Source organism: Chitinophaga filiformis (assembly GCF_021646545.1).
Classification (GTDB): domain Bacteria; phylum Bacteroidota; class Bacteroidia; order Chitinophagales; family Chitinophagaceae; genus Chitinophaga; species Chitinophaga filiformis_A.
This window is the reverse complement of sequence record NZ_JAKIRP010000004.1, coordinates 63820-82271: the sequence shown is the minus strand read 5'-3', so window position 1 is coordinate 82271 and position 18452 is coordinate 63820. Positions and strand designations below refer to the sequence as shown.

Genomic DNA, 18452 nt, shown 5'->3' with positions numbered 1-18452 from the left:
GCCGTGAGGGGATGGTCTTTTTCTTTTGCAGGTATGTAGAAATGTCGTGTGAATCTCCAGTAACAGAATGTAACAAAATACGCATGCTTTAAGCTTGACTAGTCAAAGCAACGCTTACCCAATTCCTATGTACCAATCAAAATTGAAATAATCCTTTAGGTCTACCTCCTGTTTTTTCTGATATTTTAAGCGTAGATAATTCCATAACATTTTAGGAAGTACTTTATGTATTAGATCGTCATATGTAAAGTCAATGATGGATAGACCTGCGAATCTAGTGAGGAATCCGTGACCTATTACTTCAAGCTCATTTACTGCCTCCTCGCTGATATATACCGAGAATACATATCTGTCATCATCTTTGAAGACGTCAAATTTGCGCTGGTTGGGCTGCATAAAACGATGCTCTGGAGTTAACATTTTGAAGACCTCACGCAAAATAATGGCTAAATCAAAATCTGCACTCACCATGCGTTGTGTTAAAAATTGACTAATTGCAGTTATTGTAGCGTCTCTGTACACTATTGATGCATCGGTTTCAAAAGGATTGATATCTTTTAGGCTTTGCCTTATAATCGTTCTTCTTTTTTTTGCCTCAGGGGAATCAATCCCATTGAGTGTTTCCAGCTCTATTTTAAGCGGTGAATAGTGGGGAATATTGAAGTTAAGTGTGAACAACTCTTGATTAATCAGCTTCGCCTGAATTTCGTTTACTTCAATTTCAAGTTCTTCCACGGTAAGGCGTTCTACGTCAAAGGAAATGATAGTATCAGTAGAATTGTTTACGAGTGATGTTGCCGGGACATGTGCCGCATTCTTGCCATCAAAATCAGGCTTCTTTCCTAATGGAGGACGTATGATAACCGGTTGATCGTATATGACGCGGAGAAGCTCTTCGAAGTCTTTTTCAAATTTGCTATCATCTGTCATATTGTGCGAAATCAGATGCTTTATAAAAGTTGGTGAAGCATCTTTAAAAGTTCCTTTTCGAATAACAGGAATAAACTTTTCCGAATCCTGATCTTCATATATTTGCTGTGAAATAATTGAACTTTCATACCCTACGCCGCCTTTTCTATCATCTGCTTTTTCTTTATAGGTAGGCGTCATGATTAATAATACCCTGTCGGCTTTGATGACTGCCTGCTCCATAAACCGTGTCATGTTACTTCCTGCGCGGAGATCATATCTGTCCAAAATAACGTGGATCCCGCTTTGGGTCAGTTTATTGGCCAGGTTCAGTATCCATGCCTTGTGAGGTTCATCATCCCATGAATAGGATATAAATACAATTAAAGCATCTATCTGTGGGTCAGTAATATTATCCATTGTGGTGACTTTTGTTGATTAAAACAATAAAGGGGATTTGAAATTTGCTGATGAAGTTTTATGGTGACATGCATCAACATACAAAGGCTTTTTATTCATGCCTATCATAGGTTGGAATTTTAGTATTCCTTAAACATTGATAAATATAGCTTAAATAAGAAATTTCTGATAATTTTTGTTGTTATCGACTCGAAGTTTCCCAGTAGTCCATTGCTTTTTCCGGGGAGCCGAAATCCGCCATTACTTACCGGTGTTCATTAGCGCTATCTTAACTGCTGCATCATCGGTGCTGTTATTCATTATTCGGTTAGCCATTACTTCTTTCCACAGATATTTTCTGCCTTGCTGTACCTGCCCGACCGAAAGGTAATGTTTACCCAAATATGTACAGGCATCGCGTACGGACCCTTGCTCTTCAAAGCCGGTACTATCTGCTAAAAGATGATACCAGGAGCGTGACGCTTCTGCTTTTCCGATTTGCTGGTAGTATTGGGCAATCTGCAAGTGAATATCCGGTTGAAACCGTCCGCTGTTCTTATAAGCTTCAATTCCCTTTTCCGTAAGTTCAGACAATTCTTTGTCTGCAATGGTCGTCATCAGCCAAAGTAGCATAAGATCCGGCTGCTTAAACCGTTCTGGTTCTTTTGCTGCAAGGTTTCGTAGCAATGCTTTGGCTCCGCCTTCATGGGCGCCAAGCGTTTGTTCCTGGTAATAAAGCGTCATTGCCTGCGGAAAGAGCAGATCAAAGCCATCATCCTTTAGCTTATTCTTTGCCACAAAATGATGTAGAAAGGACACTGCAAAGGGAGAACTCATCAGGTTCCCATAACCCAGCCGGAATGCCTCAGATGCAGGTACCGCATTACTGAATAAAATAAAGGTCAGGCGCTCGGAGGGAACACGCACTATCAGTGCCGCAAATGAGTCGCCATATCCATAGTGCCAGTGTACCTGTTTATCTTCAAATAACTGGCTGGCCCAGCCAATGCCATAGGGATGCTTCCTTCCCTGGGGTGTCACCACCGGAGTAGTGATCCTGGTATAGGTATCCTTGCTGATCAGGAGGTTATTGTCGAGGGCATTAGTGTATTTGACCAGATCCTCCAGTGAAGTAAACAGGTTTGCTGAAGGATATAAGATTGTCTGCGTGGCCTGGTTCTTATCCGGAATTGAAAATCTGCCGGTTGCTTTGTCCAGCTGATAGGTGGTAACGATCCTGGATGGATCCAGCGTTTTGTCTTTCGGGTATCCCGGATATGTATGTTGCATTCCCAGCGGCGTAGCAACGCGTTTCTTTACTTCATCTGCAAAAGCCTCATAATGTGTAGTGTTTCCACTTATATGTTCGTAAACACCATACACGAAATTATACCGCCCGCCGTTGTAAATGTATTCCGTTCCCGGCACTCCTTCAGACGTATGGCTCAGCGCGTGCCAGATGCGCACATCAGGACTTGGAAGGCGCTCAGGGGTAAAGCCTACCGACAGAAAAGGGTAGTCGAGGACATAGTCGTTCAGAGAGGCTTTCCCTTCCTGGTCATATTGGGCCATGATTACTGCCGCAAAAGTTTTCGTCAAAGATGCCACGGGGAAGATGATATCCTGACGCATAGGCGCCTTACGCTCAAGGTCAGCAAAGCCTTCGCACTGCACAAAACTCAGCTGACCATCTTTTACCACCGCCGCCAGCATGCCTGGAATGCGCAACATTTGCATGGTGTGCTTCAGGTTTGAGCGGAGTTGATCAGAAGGGGACCCTGGTATGGAAGGGAAGCCTTCGGCCAACAGACTACTGGTCATCAGACCTGTGGTGATCAGAGAAGATTGTCTGAGAAAGGTACGGCGCGAGGTCATGGTAATTGGGTTACTTTATGTTGTCTTAAATCTACGGAATAATTTGTTTTGAATTATTATATGATTCCGGTGTTAAAGATGCGTTGATAATAGTCCAATTGACAATTAAAACAGATATGTCCTGTTGATAAGGTCATGTTTTTCGGCAGTTGTAACATTTTATACCCTATTTCAAAACATATGCACCCCCTTATTACAAACGGAGCGGTATAACTTTGTCTTATTATTCCACGATGAAAATGCTGGTTATGAAGTTTTTATACCGCCATCCGGCTTATGTTCTCCATTTTTTATGCATCACCTCTGCGGGTGTTCCTCTGGATATGAACAATAAAATAACATCTTAAGGAATAAAGAGCCGTGACCTCGGCATCGACGACGTTGTGCGAAACATAGTGAAATTATTATAATAAATAGCTTTGTAAAGAATGAGAAAAACTACTGTTACCTTATTGCTGATGGCTTGTCTCATGGCAAGCGTTACATTTGCCCGGAAGAAAAGTGACGGGAAACCGGAAAGGCTTATCAATATTGACTTCCGCCAACAGAAAGGCCCTTTGAATACGATGTTCAAGGAGTGTGTAGGTGCAGGCAGGGCTAATGAGGGATTAAGGGCCGACTGGCAGCAGCAACTAGCCTATGTGAAAAAAGAATGTGGTTTCAGGTACATACGAATGCACGGACTTTTAACAGACGACATGGCCGTTTATAAGGAGGATAAGAATGGCAATCCCGAATACAATTTCATGTACGTCGATGTGTTGTTCGATTTTCTGCAAAGCATCGGAATGAAGCCTTTTGTTGAATTAGGATTCATGCCTGGCGCGCTTGCCAGTGGCAATGAAACCATTTTCTGGTGGCGTGGTAACGTAACCCCGCCGAAGGATTATGATAAATGGGCCGGTCTGATTCATGCCCTTACAGCACATTTCACAGAACGATATGGTGCTGATGAGGTAAAGACCTGGTATTTCGAGGTGTGGAATGAACCGAATCTTTCGCCCGGATTCTGGTCAGGAACACAGCAGGACTATTTCAAGTTGTATAAGTATTCTGCTGAGGCCATTAAGCGTGTAAATAAGGAATACAGGGTAGGCGGTCCGGCAACAGCGGGTGCGGCATGGGAAAGTGAATTTATCGATTACTGTTATAAAAATAAGGTGCCGGTAGATTTTGTAAGCACACATGCCTATGGTGTAAAACAGGGATATCTTGATGAATTTGGCAACTCCGGTACGGTACTCGATAAAAATCCTGCGAGCGTCAGCGGTGATGTACTTCAGTCACGGAAAGAAATTACTGGCTCACCACTGCCTGATCTGGAACTGCATTACACTGAATGGAGCGCGTCTTATACGCCATCCGATCCAATTCACGATAGCTATCATGAAGCCGCGTATGTGCTGCAAAAGCTAAAGCAGGTGGGCAATGCGGCGAATTCTATGTCGTATTGGGTGTTCACTGATATTTTCGAAGAGGCGGGACCCCGATATACACCTTTTCATGGAGGATTTGGAATGTTGAACATCCAGGGTATTAACAAGCCGGTATTTTATGCATATCAGTTCCTGAACCGCCTGGGAAATACTGAATTGGTGAATAAGGATTCCGCTTCCTGGGCTTGCAAAGATGTATCAGGGAATGTCCAGTTGCTGGCCTGGGACTTCACCAATACACACCCGGGAGATTCAGTTCATAACCAGGATTATTACATCCGTGACCTGCCATCAAAATCCAAAGGAAAGCTGAAGATCAATATTTCAAACGTACCCGACGGTACATATGTTCTTGAAGTATATAAAGTGGGGTACCGGAGCAATGACGCTTATGCTGACTATCTATCGATGGGGAGGCCGTCGCAACTTACAAGGCAACAGGTGGAGCAGATTAAAAAAAGAAACGATGGCGCGCCGGTTTCGAAGGAGACCATTACAGTAAAAGGCGGGAAACCTGTTTTAAAGGAGCTTGAGATGCGGGAGAATGATGTTTTCTTTCTTAGCCTGGCAGCTCCGGACAGCAAAAGCCAGCGATAGTGTTGGGATATCTTGCCACCGTACAGCCTCCAACAGGGTTTCTCGTCCTGCAAGATAATCGAATGATAATGCAAAGAGCCCGTGTCAAAAGTAAGATACGGGTTCTTTTTATTCGGATACCTGACGGAGACCGACAGGCTTTTAAGCTATTCTCAGGAGGCTCATTTATTTTTGGCACGTCCTCTTTGATCTTTAGCTAAACTCACCAGTTATTTACGGTCTGCGGGAGGCAATTGTGGAACTAATTTGCCCGGGATCTGGAGCAGGTTTACCAGTTAGCCAGGCTGCCCTTAAGCGCCAGTATGAAAGGATTATTTATTTGTTTTTTCAGATTTTTTGGCAGAAATTATCCATAGATCATGAAGTTCCATAAACATATACCGGCTTATCCTTTATCTGATTACATTCAACATATCGTGTATGTTAGTGGCTCAAATTCCGCCATCCCGTATATCAAAGAGCTTCCGGATAGAGGTGTCAACCTGGTCATTGAACTGCAGGAAAAGACCATCAATACTGCTTTCCTTGACACTGATCTGAAAGAGAAGAGGGTGATGAAAAATGCCTGGATATCGGGTACACAAACACAGGCTATTTTATATGAAAACAGGCAGGATTCAAGTATTCTCAGTGTACGCTTCACAACCGGTGGTTTTTATGCACTAACAAAGATCCCTATAACAGCCATCCATCCTGTTTGTCTGGAAGCCGAATTGCTTTTAGGTAATTCCTTTAAGGATTTATACCAAAAACTTATTAATACAGCTGATGTCCTGCAGTTGTTTGGACATATTGAAAGTTATTTCCTGCGATACACTAACGATCTGCGCTTTGAAGATTCTCTGGTGAAATTTATTGACAGGAACATTGAAAAACCCATTGATTGGTTAATAAAAAAATCCGGTTACTCCCAGAAACATGTCATACATATCGTCAAACAACATACTGGTTTTTCAACCAAATACCTGCAAAGGCTCCATAGGTTTCAAAAGGTGATTAAGGACATTCAAGCCTTTAAGGAGAAGACAGACTGGTTGTCGCTTGTCAATGAGTATGATTATTATGATCAGGCACATTTTGTCAAAGAATTTACCCAGTTTACCGGCATCAAACCGACGCAATATTTGCTATCACAAATGGAGATGGAGGAAAATAGTCTTGTTGCGGATATGATTTTACAACCTCCTGCTAATCCTTAGGTTATGGGCAGGTAAATTTTTTACAATGGGTTTAAGTGGGAGGCCGCTAAATTTGTGTAAACAAAAAAAGTAACCCACATGACACCTTTTAAAATAGAAGTACCACAGGAAGTTTTGAGCGATCTATCTGCAAGATTAAAACAGACGCGCTGGACTGATGAGCCAGAAAACGCTGACTGGCATTATGGTACCAACCCAGGGTATTTACGTGAACTGGTAGATCATTGGCAGCATAAATATGATTGGAGAACACAGGAAACCTATCTGAATAAATTTCCTCAGTTTAAGACAGAAATAGATGGTATCAATGTGCATTTTATATATGTTAAGGGAAAATCTAAGAATGCCAAACCTCTGATATTAACGCATGGCTGGCCCGATAGCTTCTATAGGTTTCATAAAGTGATCCCTATGCTTACTGATCCCGAAAGCCATAACGGCAATGCAGAGGAGGCTTTTGACCTTGTCATCCCCTCCATACCTGGGTTTGGGTTTTCGGACAAAGTTCCCCAAAGCAGTGACCAAACTGCCCGTTTATGGGCTAAGCTGATGACAGAGGTATTAGGATACCAAACGTTTTTTGCCGCGGGAGGCGATATTGGTTCAACAATCAGCAAGTCATTGGCCAATCAGTATCCTTCACAGGTTTCTGCTATCCATATAACGGACGTTGGCTATCCAAACGGACAGGAAGACTGGTCAACGATGTCAGCGCCGGAGCAGGAGTTTGGCCGCTTTATTCAACAATGGTTTTTTGCCGAAGGAGCGTTTAACCTTATGCAGACGACAAAGCCTCAGACACTAGGTTACGGCTTAAACGATTCCCCTGTGGGCCTGGCATCCTGGATAATTGAAAAGTTCCATGGTTGGTCGGGTAAACCTGAAAATATGGACGGTCACTACACGAAAGACGAACTAATCACTAATATCATGATATATTGGATTACACAAACCATTAATACCTCGATCCGTACATATGCTGAGGAAGGTAAGGCCGCCTGGTCAACAGGGCTAAAATCGGAAATGAAGGTTGAAGTTCCGACCGGCGTGTCCTTATTCCCGGGAGAAGCTCCTTTTCCAATAGAATGGGTCAACAGGAAAGTGAATGTGCAACGATTTAATATCATAGAAAAAGGCAGTCATTTTGCCGCGTTGAATGTGCCTGATCTATATGCTAAAGAACTTAGAGATTTCTTTCATGGCAGCTTGTAAACGGTCAGTCAGAAAATTTGGCTAAATTTGATTTATACATATACATGCTATGGACAGTGTATCGTTTAATGATCTTGACAGACGCTTCGCTTCAGGCTCACCTCTGGAGCTAAGCGCCTTGTTGCCAGCCGGTATTCAGGATGAGATTGGTCATTTCAATGTCTTCAATGTATCAAAGATCCGGCAGACCGTTCAGGATCTGCCGACCCAACCTTATCAATGCCGTACGTTTTATAAAATCAGTCTGTTGATAGGCCATTCAAAGATCGGCTACCCTGATGGCATTAAAAGCCTTTCGCAGCCAACGTTGGTATTTACGACGCCCAAAAGTCCTATAACATGGTTGCCGATGGAAAGACAGTCGGGCATGTGTTGTGTGTTCACGCCAGAGTTCCTTCATCCAACCAGGAGCGGTGTGGTGCTGGACGAACTGCCGATCTATAAATCGCCTGAGCATCCTTTGTTCCCGCTTGAGAAGGCGGATGTGAAAATTGTGAAGAGCATCTATGAAAAGATGCATACCGCCATCGCCTCAACTTATGCTTACAAATATGATCTGCTGCGTACTTACACACTTGAGCTCATCCATTTCGGGCAACAGTTGCAGTCAACGATAATGCCTCATCCCAATCACAGCAATTTCGCACGCACAACGTCCCTGTTTATTGAGCTGCTGGAGAGGCAGTTCCCGCTGGACAATCCTCATCAGCAAATCAAGTTGCGAACTGCAGGGGATTATGCTAAGGAGCTCTCTATACATGTCAATCACCTGAATAAAATATTAAAAGAAACCACCGGCCTGACAACATCTGCACTGATAGCCGGAAGGATACTGAAGGAGGCGCAGATCTTACTACGTCAAACAAACTGGACTATCGCCGAAATCGCCGATAGCCTTGGGTTTTCAGACTTTGCGCATTTCGCCAAGTTCTTTAAGAACGAAACCTCTATTCCTCCAGGTACTTATCGCTCCCAGGCAAAAAGTTTGAATTATACATAAAATGGATTGCTGATAACATAGACTCCATTTGGCAATTGCCGCAATTTTGTACTGTCTTTTAATCAAAACAGTACAACAAATGAGCACATCAAAAATTGCGTTAATAACAGGAGGAGGAAGGGGTATCGGTCGGAATATTGCACTAAGCCTGGCAGAGAAAGGCAACGATATCATTATCACTTACATTAACAACAAGGCAAGTGCGGAAGAGGCGGTAGCCGCTATTCATGCACTGGGCCGTAAGGCTGCAGCCCTGCCACTCAATACGACAGATGTTAAGAGTTTTGAAGCCTTTGCAGTACAGCTAAGCAATACATTGGACACCACATTTGGAAGGACTCGCTTTGACTTCCTGATCAACAACGCAGGTACCAGTTATACTGCGCCCATTGAGGCAACCACTGAAAGCAAATTCGATGAGATGATGAACATCCATCTGAAAGGTATTTACTTCCTCACTCAGAAAATGTTACCACTACTGCAGGATGGTGGAAAAATTGTAAACATTTCATCTGCTGTATCAAGGATCTCCTACCCGGGTGCTTCGGCTTACGGAATTATGAAGGGTGGCCTGGATGTATATACCAGGTATCTGGCGGCTGAACTTGGGTCAAGAGGCATCACAGCAAATGTAGTGGCGCCCGGAGCTATCTTTGGTGGTGCTGCTATGGAAGACAGTCCTGAGATGCGCAAATTTGTAGAAGGTATCACAGCGCTGGGGCGTGTCGGTGTGCCTGATGATGTGGGTGGTGTAGTGTCCTTCCTTTGCAGTGATGACGCCAGATGGGTGAATGGACAGCGGATCGAGGTAACTGGTGGTGTGGGGCTGTAAGTGTCTCCGGCGACTTTAAAACATTACTTAGAATGTCCGCAGGCATTGGTTACAGCAGAAACGCCTTTGCCCCGGATTGCCCGACGCCAAAGGGATTGGACAAGAAACGAAAAAGGGACCGATCATTTTTTTGATGATCAGTCCCCTTTAGCGGTGTGGGAGGGACAATTATCGAACTAATTCTTTGATAATCTGAATGAAATTCAACAGCTTATAAGAAGGGACTTTTTGCAATAGATTTGTTAATTCTTCCTGGATGCAATAATTTTAATAAATACAGCTAAATCTTCCAACTTAAAATTATTCCGGAACGATGAGTAAATTGATAAAAGAAGAACGACTGTTATTTAACGAAATAAAACATCTAATTGAAAGTAGCAGGCAGAAGGTGCTGGTGAAGGTAAATACAGAATTGGTATCATTATATTGAAACATAGGGACAAAATTAAATAAGTATGTTTTAGGAAATCAAAGAGCTGACTACGGGAAGGAGGTTGTAAAGAAATTGTCTAACCAGCTGATAGAAGCCTTTGGTAAAGGTTGAGATGACAAGACGCTACGGCATTGTCTCCGCTGTGCAGAGACTTTTTCAGAGGCACAAATTGTCTCCGCGGTGCAGAGACAATTAAGCTGGACACATATAAAATCAATTGTTTATCTCAAAGATCAGCTGCAACGTGAGTTTTACCTGACAATGGCGTCAAATGAAAGATGGAGCAGCCGCCAACTACAGGAGCGGATAAATTCTATGTTGTATGAGCGTACAGCTATTAGCAAGAAGCCAGAGTTAATAATTCAAAATGATCTTGAACTCTTACGGAGCAATAAAGAAATGACAACGGATCTTACATTTAAAGATCCATATATTCTGAATTTTTTAGGGCTACAGGATAGCTATAGCGAAAGAGATCTGGAGCAAAGTATTATATATCAGTTGCAGTTATTTATTTTGGAGCTGGGTAATGACTTCGCATTTTTATCCAGGCAAAAACGTATTTCTATTGATGATACGGATTATTATATAGATCTTTTATTTTATCATCGTAAGTTAAGACGTCTGGTTGCAATAGATCTAAAGCTCGGTAAATTTGAGCATAGCCATAAAAGCCAAATGGAATTATATCTTCGCTGGTTAGCTAAATATGAGCAACAACCACATGAACTATCCCCAATCGGATTGATACTTTGTGCTGATAAGAATGATGAATTGATAGAGCTATTAGAGCTCGATGCAGCGGGTATACATGTTGCACAATATCTTCTTGAGTTGCCTCCAAAGGAGGTCTTGCAACAGAAATTACATTTGGCAATACAGTTGGCAAAACAGCGCTTTCAGGTCGGCTCCATACAGAAGAAAAAAGATCTATAAACTAAGCGCCATATTAATTTAAAAATAGACCTTCTTTTATTCAACCATGAAAAAAACTGCTGTTATTACTTTTGGCGTTAAGTGTCTTTACAATTTTCAACATCTACAGACTAATAATCACTCAATCTGAGACCGCACATCAACTTAAATAGGATCAATTAAAAAAAACGCCTTTAGCCGGATTGGTCTGAAGGCTCAAATTTTCGCCAAAAGCAAAAACGCCCGGCTTTTTAGCCAGGCGTTTTTTTGCGGACCAGACGGGACTCGAACCCGCGACCTCCGCCGTGACAGGGCGGCATTCTAACCAACTGAACTACTGATCCATCGTAGTTTCCCGTTTGTCGGGGGTGCAAATATATGAACATTTATTTCAATTGCGCAAATAAATTATGTAGAAATATTTACAACTTTTAAAACGCCATGCCTGCTACGCGTAAAAAATACCCTTCTACGCCACTGCTGTCCTAATTTGTACATTGGGCACTTTTAACTAGATTTACACCTTTTAGGGGGTCTACTAATGTACAATTTGATATGGATCGTATGCCATCCGAGGAAGAGGTGTTGCTAAAAATGAAGCAGGGAGATGAGTCTGCGTTCACGAAAATCTACCGGCACTATCACGCCTCGCTTTACATCTATGTGTTGCGGTTTTGCAAGGTCCCTTCACTCGCCGAGGATCTGGTGCATGATGTATTCCTCAAGGTATGGGAAATCAGGGACCGTATTAATCCTGAGTTGTCCTTTACAGGATATTTATACAGGATCGCCAGGAACCATGTTATAAAGACGATCGACAAACTTGCCACCGATAAAGTACTCCGAGACCAGTTATACAGCCAGCTGAATGAAACCGCCGGTGCTCAGCCGGAGCAGGAGGTAAGGGCCAAGGAATATGAACGTTTATTCCAGGAGGCACTGGTGAGAATGCCTCCCCAGCGCCTGAATGTATTTAAATTATGCCGCCAGGAGGGGAAAAGTTATGATGAAGTAGCCTTTTTGCTGGGAATTTCCAGAAATGCCGTCAAAAAACATATGGTCCTGGGCATGCGCTTCATATACGATTATGTGCACCGGCACGGCGATATTCTGCTCGCCATTTACATCGCCAAAAAAATTCTTTAACTTTTTTTTAAGACAGGGGTACCCTCTTTGCTCATTTGCGGATAATATATACAGTACCCGCAAAAGGTGCTCATCATTTATGTCATCATCCACGGACCACAACGAAAAACTTTTACAAAAATACCTTGACGGCCAATGTACTGTGGCTGAAACGGAAGAATTATACGCCTGGCTTCAATCGTCCGGTTCTCACCGCTCCCTGCTGGCAGCTATGCAGCAGGAGTTCAAAAAGACGATGGCAGAGCACCATGAGATTCCTTCAGAACTGAGCGACAGAATAGAAACAAGACTTTTACAGAACATCTCACGTGATAAAGTGGTGAAGATCAGGCAGCGTGTACACGTACGCTGGGCAGCTGCTGCCGTAATACTGCTGCTGCTGGGAAGCGGTATGTATTATTATATGAGCAATGTCTCGTCCCGCAAGACGTTTACCACAAGTAACAATGCGGTGGCTGATACCGGAGATATTGCGCCAGGTACTAATAAAGCTGTACTGATACTGGCAAACGGCGATGTGGTAACGCTGGACAGTGCCGGTAATCAGGTGATCAACCAGGGGCAAACCATCGTGCGCCAGAAAAACGGGCAGCTGGAATATGCTGTACAGGGTAACAGTGACGCTGTTGTTTATAACACGCTGAGTGTACCAAGGGGCGGTCAGTTCAATATCGTGCTGCCTGACGGCAGCCGTGTATGGCTGAATGCGGCTTCCAGTATGAGATATCCTACCGCCTTTAATGGCAACCGCCGGGAGGTGGAATTGCAGGGACAGGGCTACTTTGAAGTGGCTCCTAATGCACGCCAGCCATTTTTTGTAAAAGTGAACAATCTCGAAGTGCAGGTACTGGGTACCAGCTTTGATATCATGGCCTATGCCGATGAAAAGAGTATTAATACGACACTGCTTGAAGGGCTCGTAAACGTAAAAAACGGGACAACGGAACAACGACTGAAACCAGGACAACAGGCCATCGTAGACCCTACTACAGGTAGCATGGTAGTAAGGCCGGCAGACGTTGATCAGGTAATAGCCTGGAAAACAGGTTTTTTTGAATTTGACAACGCCAGCCTGGGAGATATTCTGCGTCAACTGGCCAGATGGTATGATATTGACATTAGTTACAACCAGACGGGAAATGAACGGCTCTTTGGGGGACGTATTAGCCGGAGCTTACCTTTATCTGATATTCTGCATATGCTGGAAGCAAATGGACCTACATTCTCACTGTCAGGAAGAAAACTAACTGTTACATCGGGGAAATAAAGCCTGTACTGTACTAAATCCACGTAAAGACAGTCAGGGGTATTATTCAAGTAAAATGATTCGTTATGGAAGTAGCAACTGAAACAAATTAACTAAAGAAGCAGCTTGTCCTATGAAACAAGAACCGGAAGCGCTTGCAACACTTCCGGCAGATTTGTCAGGGACATTCTGAAAACCACGTCACGTTAACAACTATTGATCTTCTAAATTCCCAAACACTACAAAAGTATGCATTTAAACTTTAGTGGTAGGGCTTTCTGTGCGCAGACGCCTCTACCAGCCAAAATTGTCAACGTTATGAAACTGACCACCTTTTTGTTGCTAGTGGTTTGTTTGCAGATCAGCGCAAAAGGGGTATCGCAGCAAATCTCTATAACTGAAAAGAAAGCTCCCCTCAAGAAAGTGCTTCGTCAGGTGGCACGTCAGGCAGGAATTTCCATAGTGTACGATGAAACATTACTCGCAACGGCCAGTCCTGTAACTATAGATATTAAAAATGCTACCGTAAAAGAAGTGCTCGATATCTGCCTTAGCAATCAACCATTTGCCTACACTATCGATGGCGCCCGTATCATCGTCAAAGGCCTGCAGGGCGCTAAACCGGCGGCAGACACTACCATTACCGTAACCGGAAAGGTGACGGATGAAAAAGGAGAGCCTGTTCCGGGGGTAAGCGTTCGCGTAAAGAACGGCAGCACCGGTACTGCTACCGATGTCGATGGCCGCTTCAAACTGAAGGCGCCCGCCGATGGTTCCCTGGTGTTCAGTGCCCTTGGCTTTGCGCCCTATACACAGGCGGTAGGTAATGGCAACCTGTCTGTCAGATTAAAAGGTTCCGAAACTTCCCTGACCGAAACCGTCGTAGTAGGTTATGGCGTACAGAAGAAGAGTGTGGTAACCGGCGCTATCACCAGTGTGAGAGCTGCCGACCTGGAAAACCAGCCTATTACCCGCGTTGAAAGCGCCCTGCAGGGAAGAACCTCCGGTGTTACCATCGCGTCCAGCTCTGGTCAGCCAGGTTCCGGGTCTTCTGTACGGATAAGGGGTCTCACCACCTTCAACAACAACGATCCGCTGTGGGTAGTGGATGGTGTTGTGGTTGATAACGGTGGTATCGGTTATCTCAACCAGTATGATATTGAATCTATCGAAGTACTGAAAGATGCGGCTTCCCAGGCTATCTATGGTGCACGTGCTGCTGCGGGTGTTATCCTGATCACTACCAAGAAAGGCAAGGCCGGAAAGCTGAGTGTGAACTACAATGGCTATTTTGGCACTTCCGCTCCGGCACGTAAACTGAAACTGCTGAACGCCACCCAGTATGCTACGCTGATCAACGAGGCGTCTGTGGCGGGCGGTGAAGGTATTAAATATGCAGATCCTCAGTCTCTGGGACAAGGTACCGACTGGCAGGCACAGATCTTCAACAATAACGCGATCCGTCAGAATCATGAAATCAGTGTCAGCGGTGGTAGTGAGAAATCTACCTTCTACTCTTCCTTCGGTTATCTCAACCAGGAGGGTATCGTTGCCAGCGACATTTCAAAATATCAGCGTATCAACTTCCGTCTGAACTCTACACATAAACTGTCAGAATGGGTAACCTTCGGCCAGAACGTGGGGTATGCATACGATAAGTCGATCGGTCTTGGTAACACCAATAGTGAATTTGGCGGTCCGCTTTCTTCTGCTATCAACCTGGATCCCATTACACCGGTTATCGTAACCGATCCTGCGGTTGCGGCAGGTTATGATCCAAGAGCGCCAAAAGATGCAAATGGAAATTACTATGGTCTTTCCAAAACCGTGTTCCAGGAGATCACCAATCCGCTGGCATATATTGCAACCCGCAAGGATAACAGGTATAACTGGTCTCATAACATCGTAGGTAATGCTTACCTGGAAATATCACCGATCAAGGGTCTGAAATTACGTTCTACTTTAGGTTCAAAGATCGCTTTCTGGGGAAGTGAGACTTTTACTCCGATATCTTACCTTAACTCGTCTACCATATCTTCCCGTAACAACTTCAACCGCGGCTATAACAACGGTTTTAACTGGAACGTGGAAAATACCATCTCCTATACAAAAGCATTCAGTAAGCATAACGTGACCTTGCTCTTAGGACAGGGTGCGTATGTTGACAACCATACAAGGTCCAGTTCTGTAACCTTCTATGATCTGCCGGTAACGAGTCTGAAGGAAGCGTCACTGAAATACACTGTACAGCCTTCTCAGAAGGACGCAAGCGGTAATGAAAATCCGGATCACAAGCTTTCTTCCCTGTTTGCACGTGTAAACTATAACTATAACGAGAAATATCTGGCAGAAGCTATAGTGCGTCGTGATGGTTCATCCCGTTTCGGGTCCAACAACAAATATGGTATCTTCCCATCCTTCTCACTAGGTTGGGTAGCATCCAGTGAAGGCTTCCTGTCTGGTAACGAAATCATCAATTTCCTGAAAGTGCGTGGTGGTTACGGTGTGGTAGGTAATGATAATATCGGCGACTTCCTATTCCTGTCTACTGTTGGTGGCGGAAGAAGCTATAGCTTTGGTACCGGCGATACATACCTGGTTGGTAACAGTCCCAACGCACCTTCCAACCCTGATCTGAAATGGGAATCCACCAGCCAGACAAACATCGGTTTTGAAGCGACAGTACTGCAGGACATTACAGTGTCATTCGACTTGTTTAAAAAGGCAACGAAAGACATTCTGCAATATCCACGTATCCCATTCTATGTGGGTGCAATTTCCAATCCGGCTGCTAACGTTGCAGATATGGAGAATAAGGGTGTGGAACTGGAATTAGGTTATCGTAAGAAATTCGGCGACTTTAATTTCTCTGTCAATGGTAACATTTCCTATCTGAAGAATAAAGTAACCAACCTGGGTCGTGGTGTTGCCTACCTCTCTGGTGGGGAATCCATCCAGTCTACCAGCAGACCTATCACACGTACTGCTGTTGGACAGGCATACAGCTCATTCTTCGGCTTCCAGACCAATGGCATTTTCCAGACACAGCAGGAAGTAGATGCGTATGTAAACAAAGATGGAAAGAAAATACAGCCTGATGCCGTACCTGGCGATTTCCGCTGGGTAGATATAGATGGAAATGGCAAGATAGAATATGAAGGCGACCGTAAATTCCTTGGTACACCAACTCCAAGCTGGACGTATGGTTTTACCCTGAATTCCGGCTATAAAGGTTTTGACCTGGTATTGTTCGTACAGGGTGCAGCTGGTAATAAGATCTTCCAGGGACTGCGTCGTCTGGATATCCTGACCGCTAACTGGCAGACCAATGCATTGGGTCGCTGGACAGGTCCTGGTACAAGTAATGACTACCCACGTCTGACAACAAAACCTGGTAACGAAAACAACAACTTCACCAACCCATCCGACTTCTACCTGGAAAGTGGAAACTATGCAAGGATCAAATCCCTGCAGATCGGTTATAGCCTTCCTGCTTCCCTGTTGAAGAAAGCATACATCGAGAAATTCCGTGTTTACCTGATGAGTGAAAACCTGCTGACCCTGACCAAATACAGTGGTTACGATCCTGAAATTGGTGGCGGCGTGTTCAGCATTGACAGAGGCATCTATCCGCAGGCCCGCTCTTTCATGGTAGGTGTAAATGCTACGTTCTAATTTTTAAAGCTGATAACAAGATGAAAACAAGACAAATTCCATATATAATAGCCATGGCCATGGGATTAAACCTGGCTGCCGGCTGTAGCGATAAATTTCTCGAAGTAAAACCAATAGGTACCGATCTGGAATCCAACTACTACCGTAATGCAACAGAAGCCTTCAATGGTCTGATCGCCGTGTATGATGTGGTGAGCTGGCAGGGTGGAGGTTATGTAACCAAAGTAGGCGCCATGGATGCTGGTTCTGATGACCATCTCGCTGGTGGTGGTGGTGCAAGTGATGTAACTGCCTTCCAGGTATTTTCGAAATACACCCTCGCTCCCGATCAGGGCCCTCAGGAGGAATTATGGAAAAAAGGCTATGCAGGTATCTTCCGTGCAAACACCTTGTTAGGCAAGCTGCCTGATGTTCCCATGGATGAAAATCTGAAGAAACGTTTCACTGCAGAATGTAAATTCCTGCGCGCATTCTTCTATTTTGACCTGGTGCGTTTATTCAGGAACATTCCCTTGCTGACTACACCTGTATCCACTTCAGAAATGTATAATGTGGTACAGTCTCCCCCCGCTGATGTATACAACCTGATCGTCCAGGATCTGAAGGACGCTATTGCCGAGCCTAACTTCCCTGATCAGGTGCCTGTAGATTCTCTTGGCGGACGCGCTACAAGAGGTGCTGCGCATGCATTATTAGGTAAAGTATACCTGTATCAGGAGAAATGGCCGGAAGCGGCTGCAGAACTGGCAGAGGTGAACGGTACTCCCGGACAGACCAATCCTAAATATGGTTATAAACTGTTGGCCAACTACGGTGATCTGTGGAAATTCAACGCCAATAAGTTCAATAGTGAATCAATATTTGAAGCGGCATTCAGTTCCAGATCAGGTGGTAACTGGAACTGTGTAGGTTGTACTGAAGGTAATGTGCTGAACATTATGGTAGGCCCGAGGGGATATACTGCGTTGAAGCCTGAAGCGCCACAGATGGTATCTGGCTGGAGCTTCCTGGTAGTTACCAAAAGTCTGTTTGATGCCATTCACTTCGATCCGCGTTACAATGCAACTGTGTTAAACATGGATAGCCTGAAGGCAAACGGGATTGCAAACTATTCTCCTGGCCATGATGATACCGGTTGGTTCCTGAATAAATTCGCGGCGAAAGTAAGTGACAAGTCTACAGGACCTGGTAACATGGAACTGAACTTCCCGCAGAACCTGTATGAGATCCGTCTGGCAGATACTTACCTGATGGAAGCGGAAGCGCTGGTTAAATCCAGTCAGGGCGGTGGTGCCGGCACACGTGCCTACGAATTACTGAATGCTGTACGTGCCCGCGTAGGACTGAGTCCTGTTGAGGCAACCGACGACAACATTTTCAAAGAAAGACGCCTGGAGCTGGCAGGTGAAGGTCACCGCTGGTTCGACCTGGTACGCACTGGCAGAGCGGCTGCTGCGCTCGGCGACCGTGGTTTCAGAACAGGAAAGCATGAAGTATTGCCTATCCCATTACTGGAACTGGAGAATACAAAATTGCAGCAGAACCCTGAATGGAAATAAGCGTCTAACAGCATTCATG

General features: G+C 44.5%; 12 protein-coding genes, 1 tRNA gene and 1 pseudogene. 11 read left to right on the top strand and 3 right to left on the bottom strand.

The window, feature by feature from the left end:
* Window positions 1-114 precede the first annotated feature (114 nt).
* A complete protein-coding gene (locus L3C95_RS12645; RefSeq protein ID WP_236387599.1) occupies window positions 115-1329 on the bottom strand; it encodes a toll/interleukin-1 receptor domain-containing protein in 1215 nt (404 codons plus the stop codon).
* Window positions 1330-1569: 240 nt separating this feature from the next.
* The gene (locus L3C95_RS12640) at window positions 1570-3183 is read right to left on the bottom strand and encodes a serine hydrolase domain-containing protein (protein ID WP_236387597.1); all 1614 of its coding nucleotides are present in this window, start codon (window positions 3181-3183) and stop codon (window positions 1570-1572) included.
* 428 nt (window positions 3184-3611) lie between these two features.
* On the opposite strand from L3C95_RS12640, the gene L3C95_RS12635 reads away from it, so the two are divergent.
* From L3C95_RS12635 to L3C95_RS12610, 7 genes and pseudogenes are all read left to right on the top strand, one after another.
* Window positions 3612-5216 carry a GH39 family glycosyl hydrolase gene (locus L3C95_RS12635; RefSeq protein ID WP_236387595.1) on the top strand — a complete coding sequence of 535 codons (1605 nt, stop codon included), beginning with the start codon at window positions 3612-3614 and terminating at the stop codon, window positions 5214-5216.
* Window positions 5217-5575: 359 nt separating this feature from the next.
* On the top strand, window positions 5576-6415 hold the full coding sequence (locus L3C95_RS12630; protein WP_236387593.1) for a helix-turn-helix domain-containing protein: 840 nt from the start codon (window positions 5576-5578) through the stop codon (window positions 6413-6415).
* 78 nt (window positions 6416-6493) lie between these two features.
* The gene (locus L3C95_RS12625) at window positions 6494-7627 is read left to right on the top strand and encodes an epoxide hydrolase family protein (protein WP_236387590.1); all 1134 of its coding nucleotides are present in this window, start codon (window positions 6494-6496) and stop codon (window positions 7625-7627) included.
* A 49-nt stretch (window positions 7628-7676) separates the two neighbouring features.
* Window positions 7677-8627 carry a helix-turn-helix domain-containing protein gene (locus L3C95_RS12620; protein ID WP_236387589.1) on the top strand — a complete coding sequence of 317 codons (951 nt, stop codon included), beginning with the start codon at window positions 7677-7679 and terminating at the stop codon, window positions 8625-8627.
* 79 nt (window positions 8628-8706) lie between these two features.
* Window positions 8707-9459: an SDR family NAD(P)-dependent oxidoreductase gene (locus L3C95_RS12615; protein ID WP_236387587.1), complete on the top strand. Its 753-nt coding sequence runs from the start codon at window positions 8707-8709 to the stop codon at window positions 9457-9459.
* A 562-nt stretch (window positions 9460-10021) separates the two neighbouring features.
* Window positions 10022-10210: pseudogene (locus L3C95_RS34935) on the top strand (DUF1016 N-terminal domain-containing protein); the annotation flags it as partial.
* On the top strand, window positions 10208-10828 hold the full coding sequence (locus L3C95_RS12610) for a PDDEXK nuclease domain-containing protein (RefSeq protein ID WP_317207687.1): 621 nt from the start codon (window positions 10208-10210) through the stop codon (window positions 10826-10828). The pseudogene L3C95_RS34935 and the gene L3C95_RS12610, both read left to right, overlap by 3 nt.
* A gap of 249 nt (window positions 10829-11077) precedes the next feature.
* On the opposite strand, the gene L3C95_RS12605 is transcribed toward L3C95_RS12610, so the two are convergent.
* A tRNA-Asp gene (locus L3C95_RS12605) sits at window positions 11078-11151 on the bottom strand.
* 211 nt (window positions 11152-11362) lie between these two features.
* Between L3C95_RS12605 and L3C95_RS12600 the strand changes: the two genes are divergently transcribed.
* The 4 genes from L3C95_RS12600 to L3C95_RS12585 all read left to right on the top strand — a co-directional run bounded on the left by L3C95_RS12600 (window position 11363) and on the right by L3C95_RS12585 (window position 18433).
* On the top strand, window positions 11363-11953 hold the full coding sequence (locus L3C95_RS12600; RefSeq protein ID WP_236387585.1) for an RNA polymerase sigma factor: 591 nt from the start codon (window positions 11363-11365) through the stop codon (window positions 11951-11953).
* Between the two features lie 79 nt (window positions 11954-12032).
* Window positions 12033-13220, top strand: coding sequence for a FecR domain-containing protein (locus tag L3C95_RS12595; RefSeq protein WP_236387582.1), 1188 nt, complete (start codon window positions 12033-12035; stop codon window positions 13218-13220).
* 297 nt (window positions 13221-13517) lie between these two features.
* Window positions 13518-16874 (top strand): TonB-dependent receptor, encoded by a 3357-nt coding sequence (locus L3C95_RS12590; protein ID WP_236387580.1) that lies wholly within the window; start codon window positions 13518-13520, stop codon window positions 16872-16874.
* 20 nt (window positions 16875-16894) lie between these two features.
* Entirely contained in the window at window positions 16895-18433 is a 1539-nt protein-coding gene (locus tag L3C95_RS12585) for a RagB/SusD family nutrient uptake outer membrane protein (protein ID WP_236387578.1), read from the top strand.
* The last annotated feature ends 19 nt before the right edge of the window (window positions 18434-18452 follow it).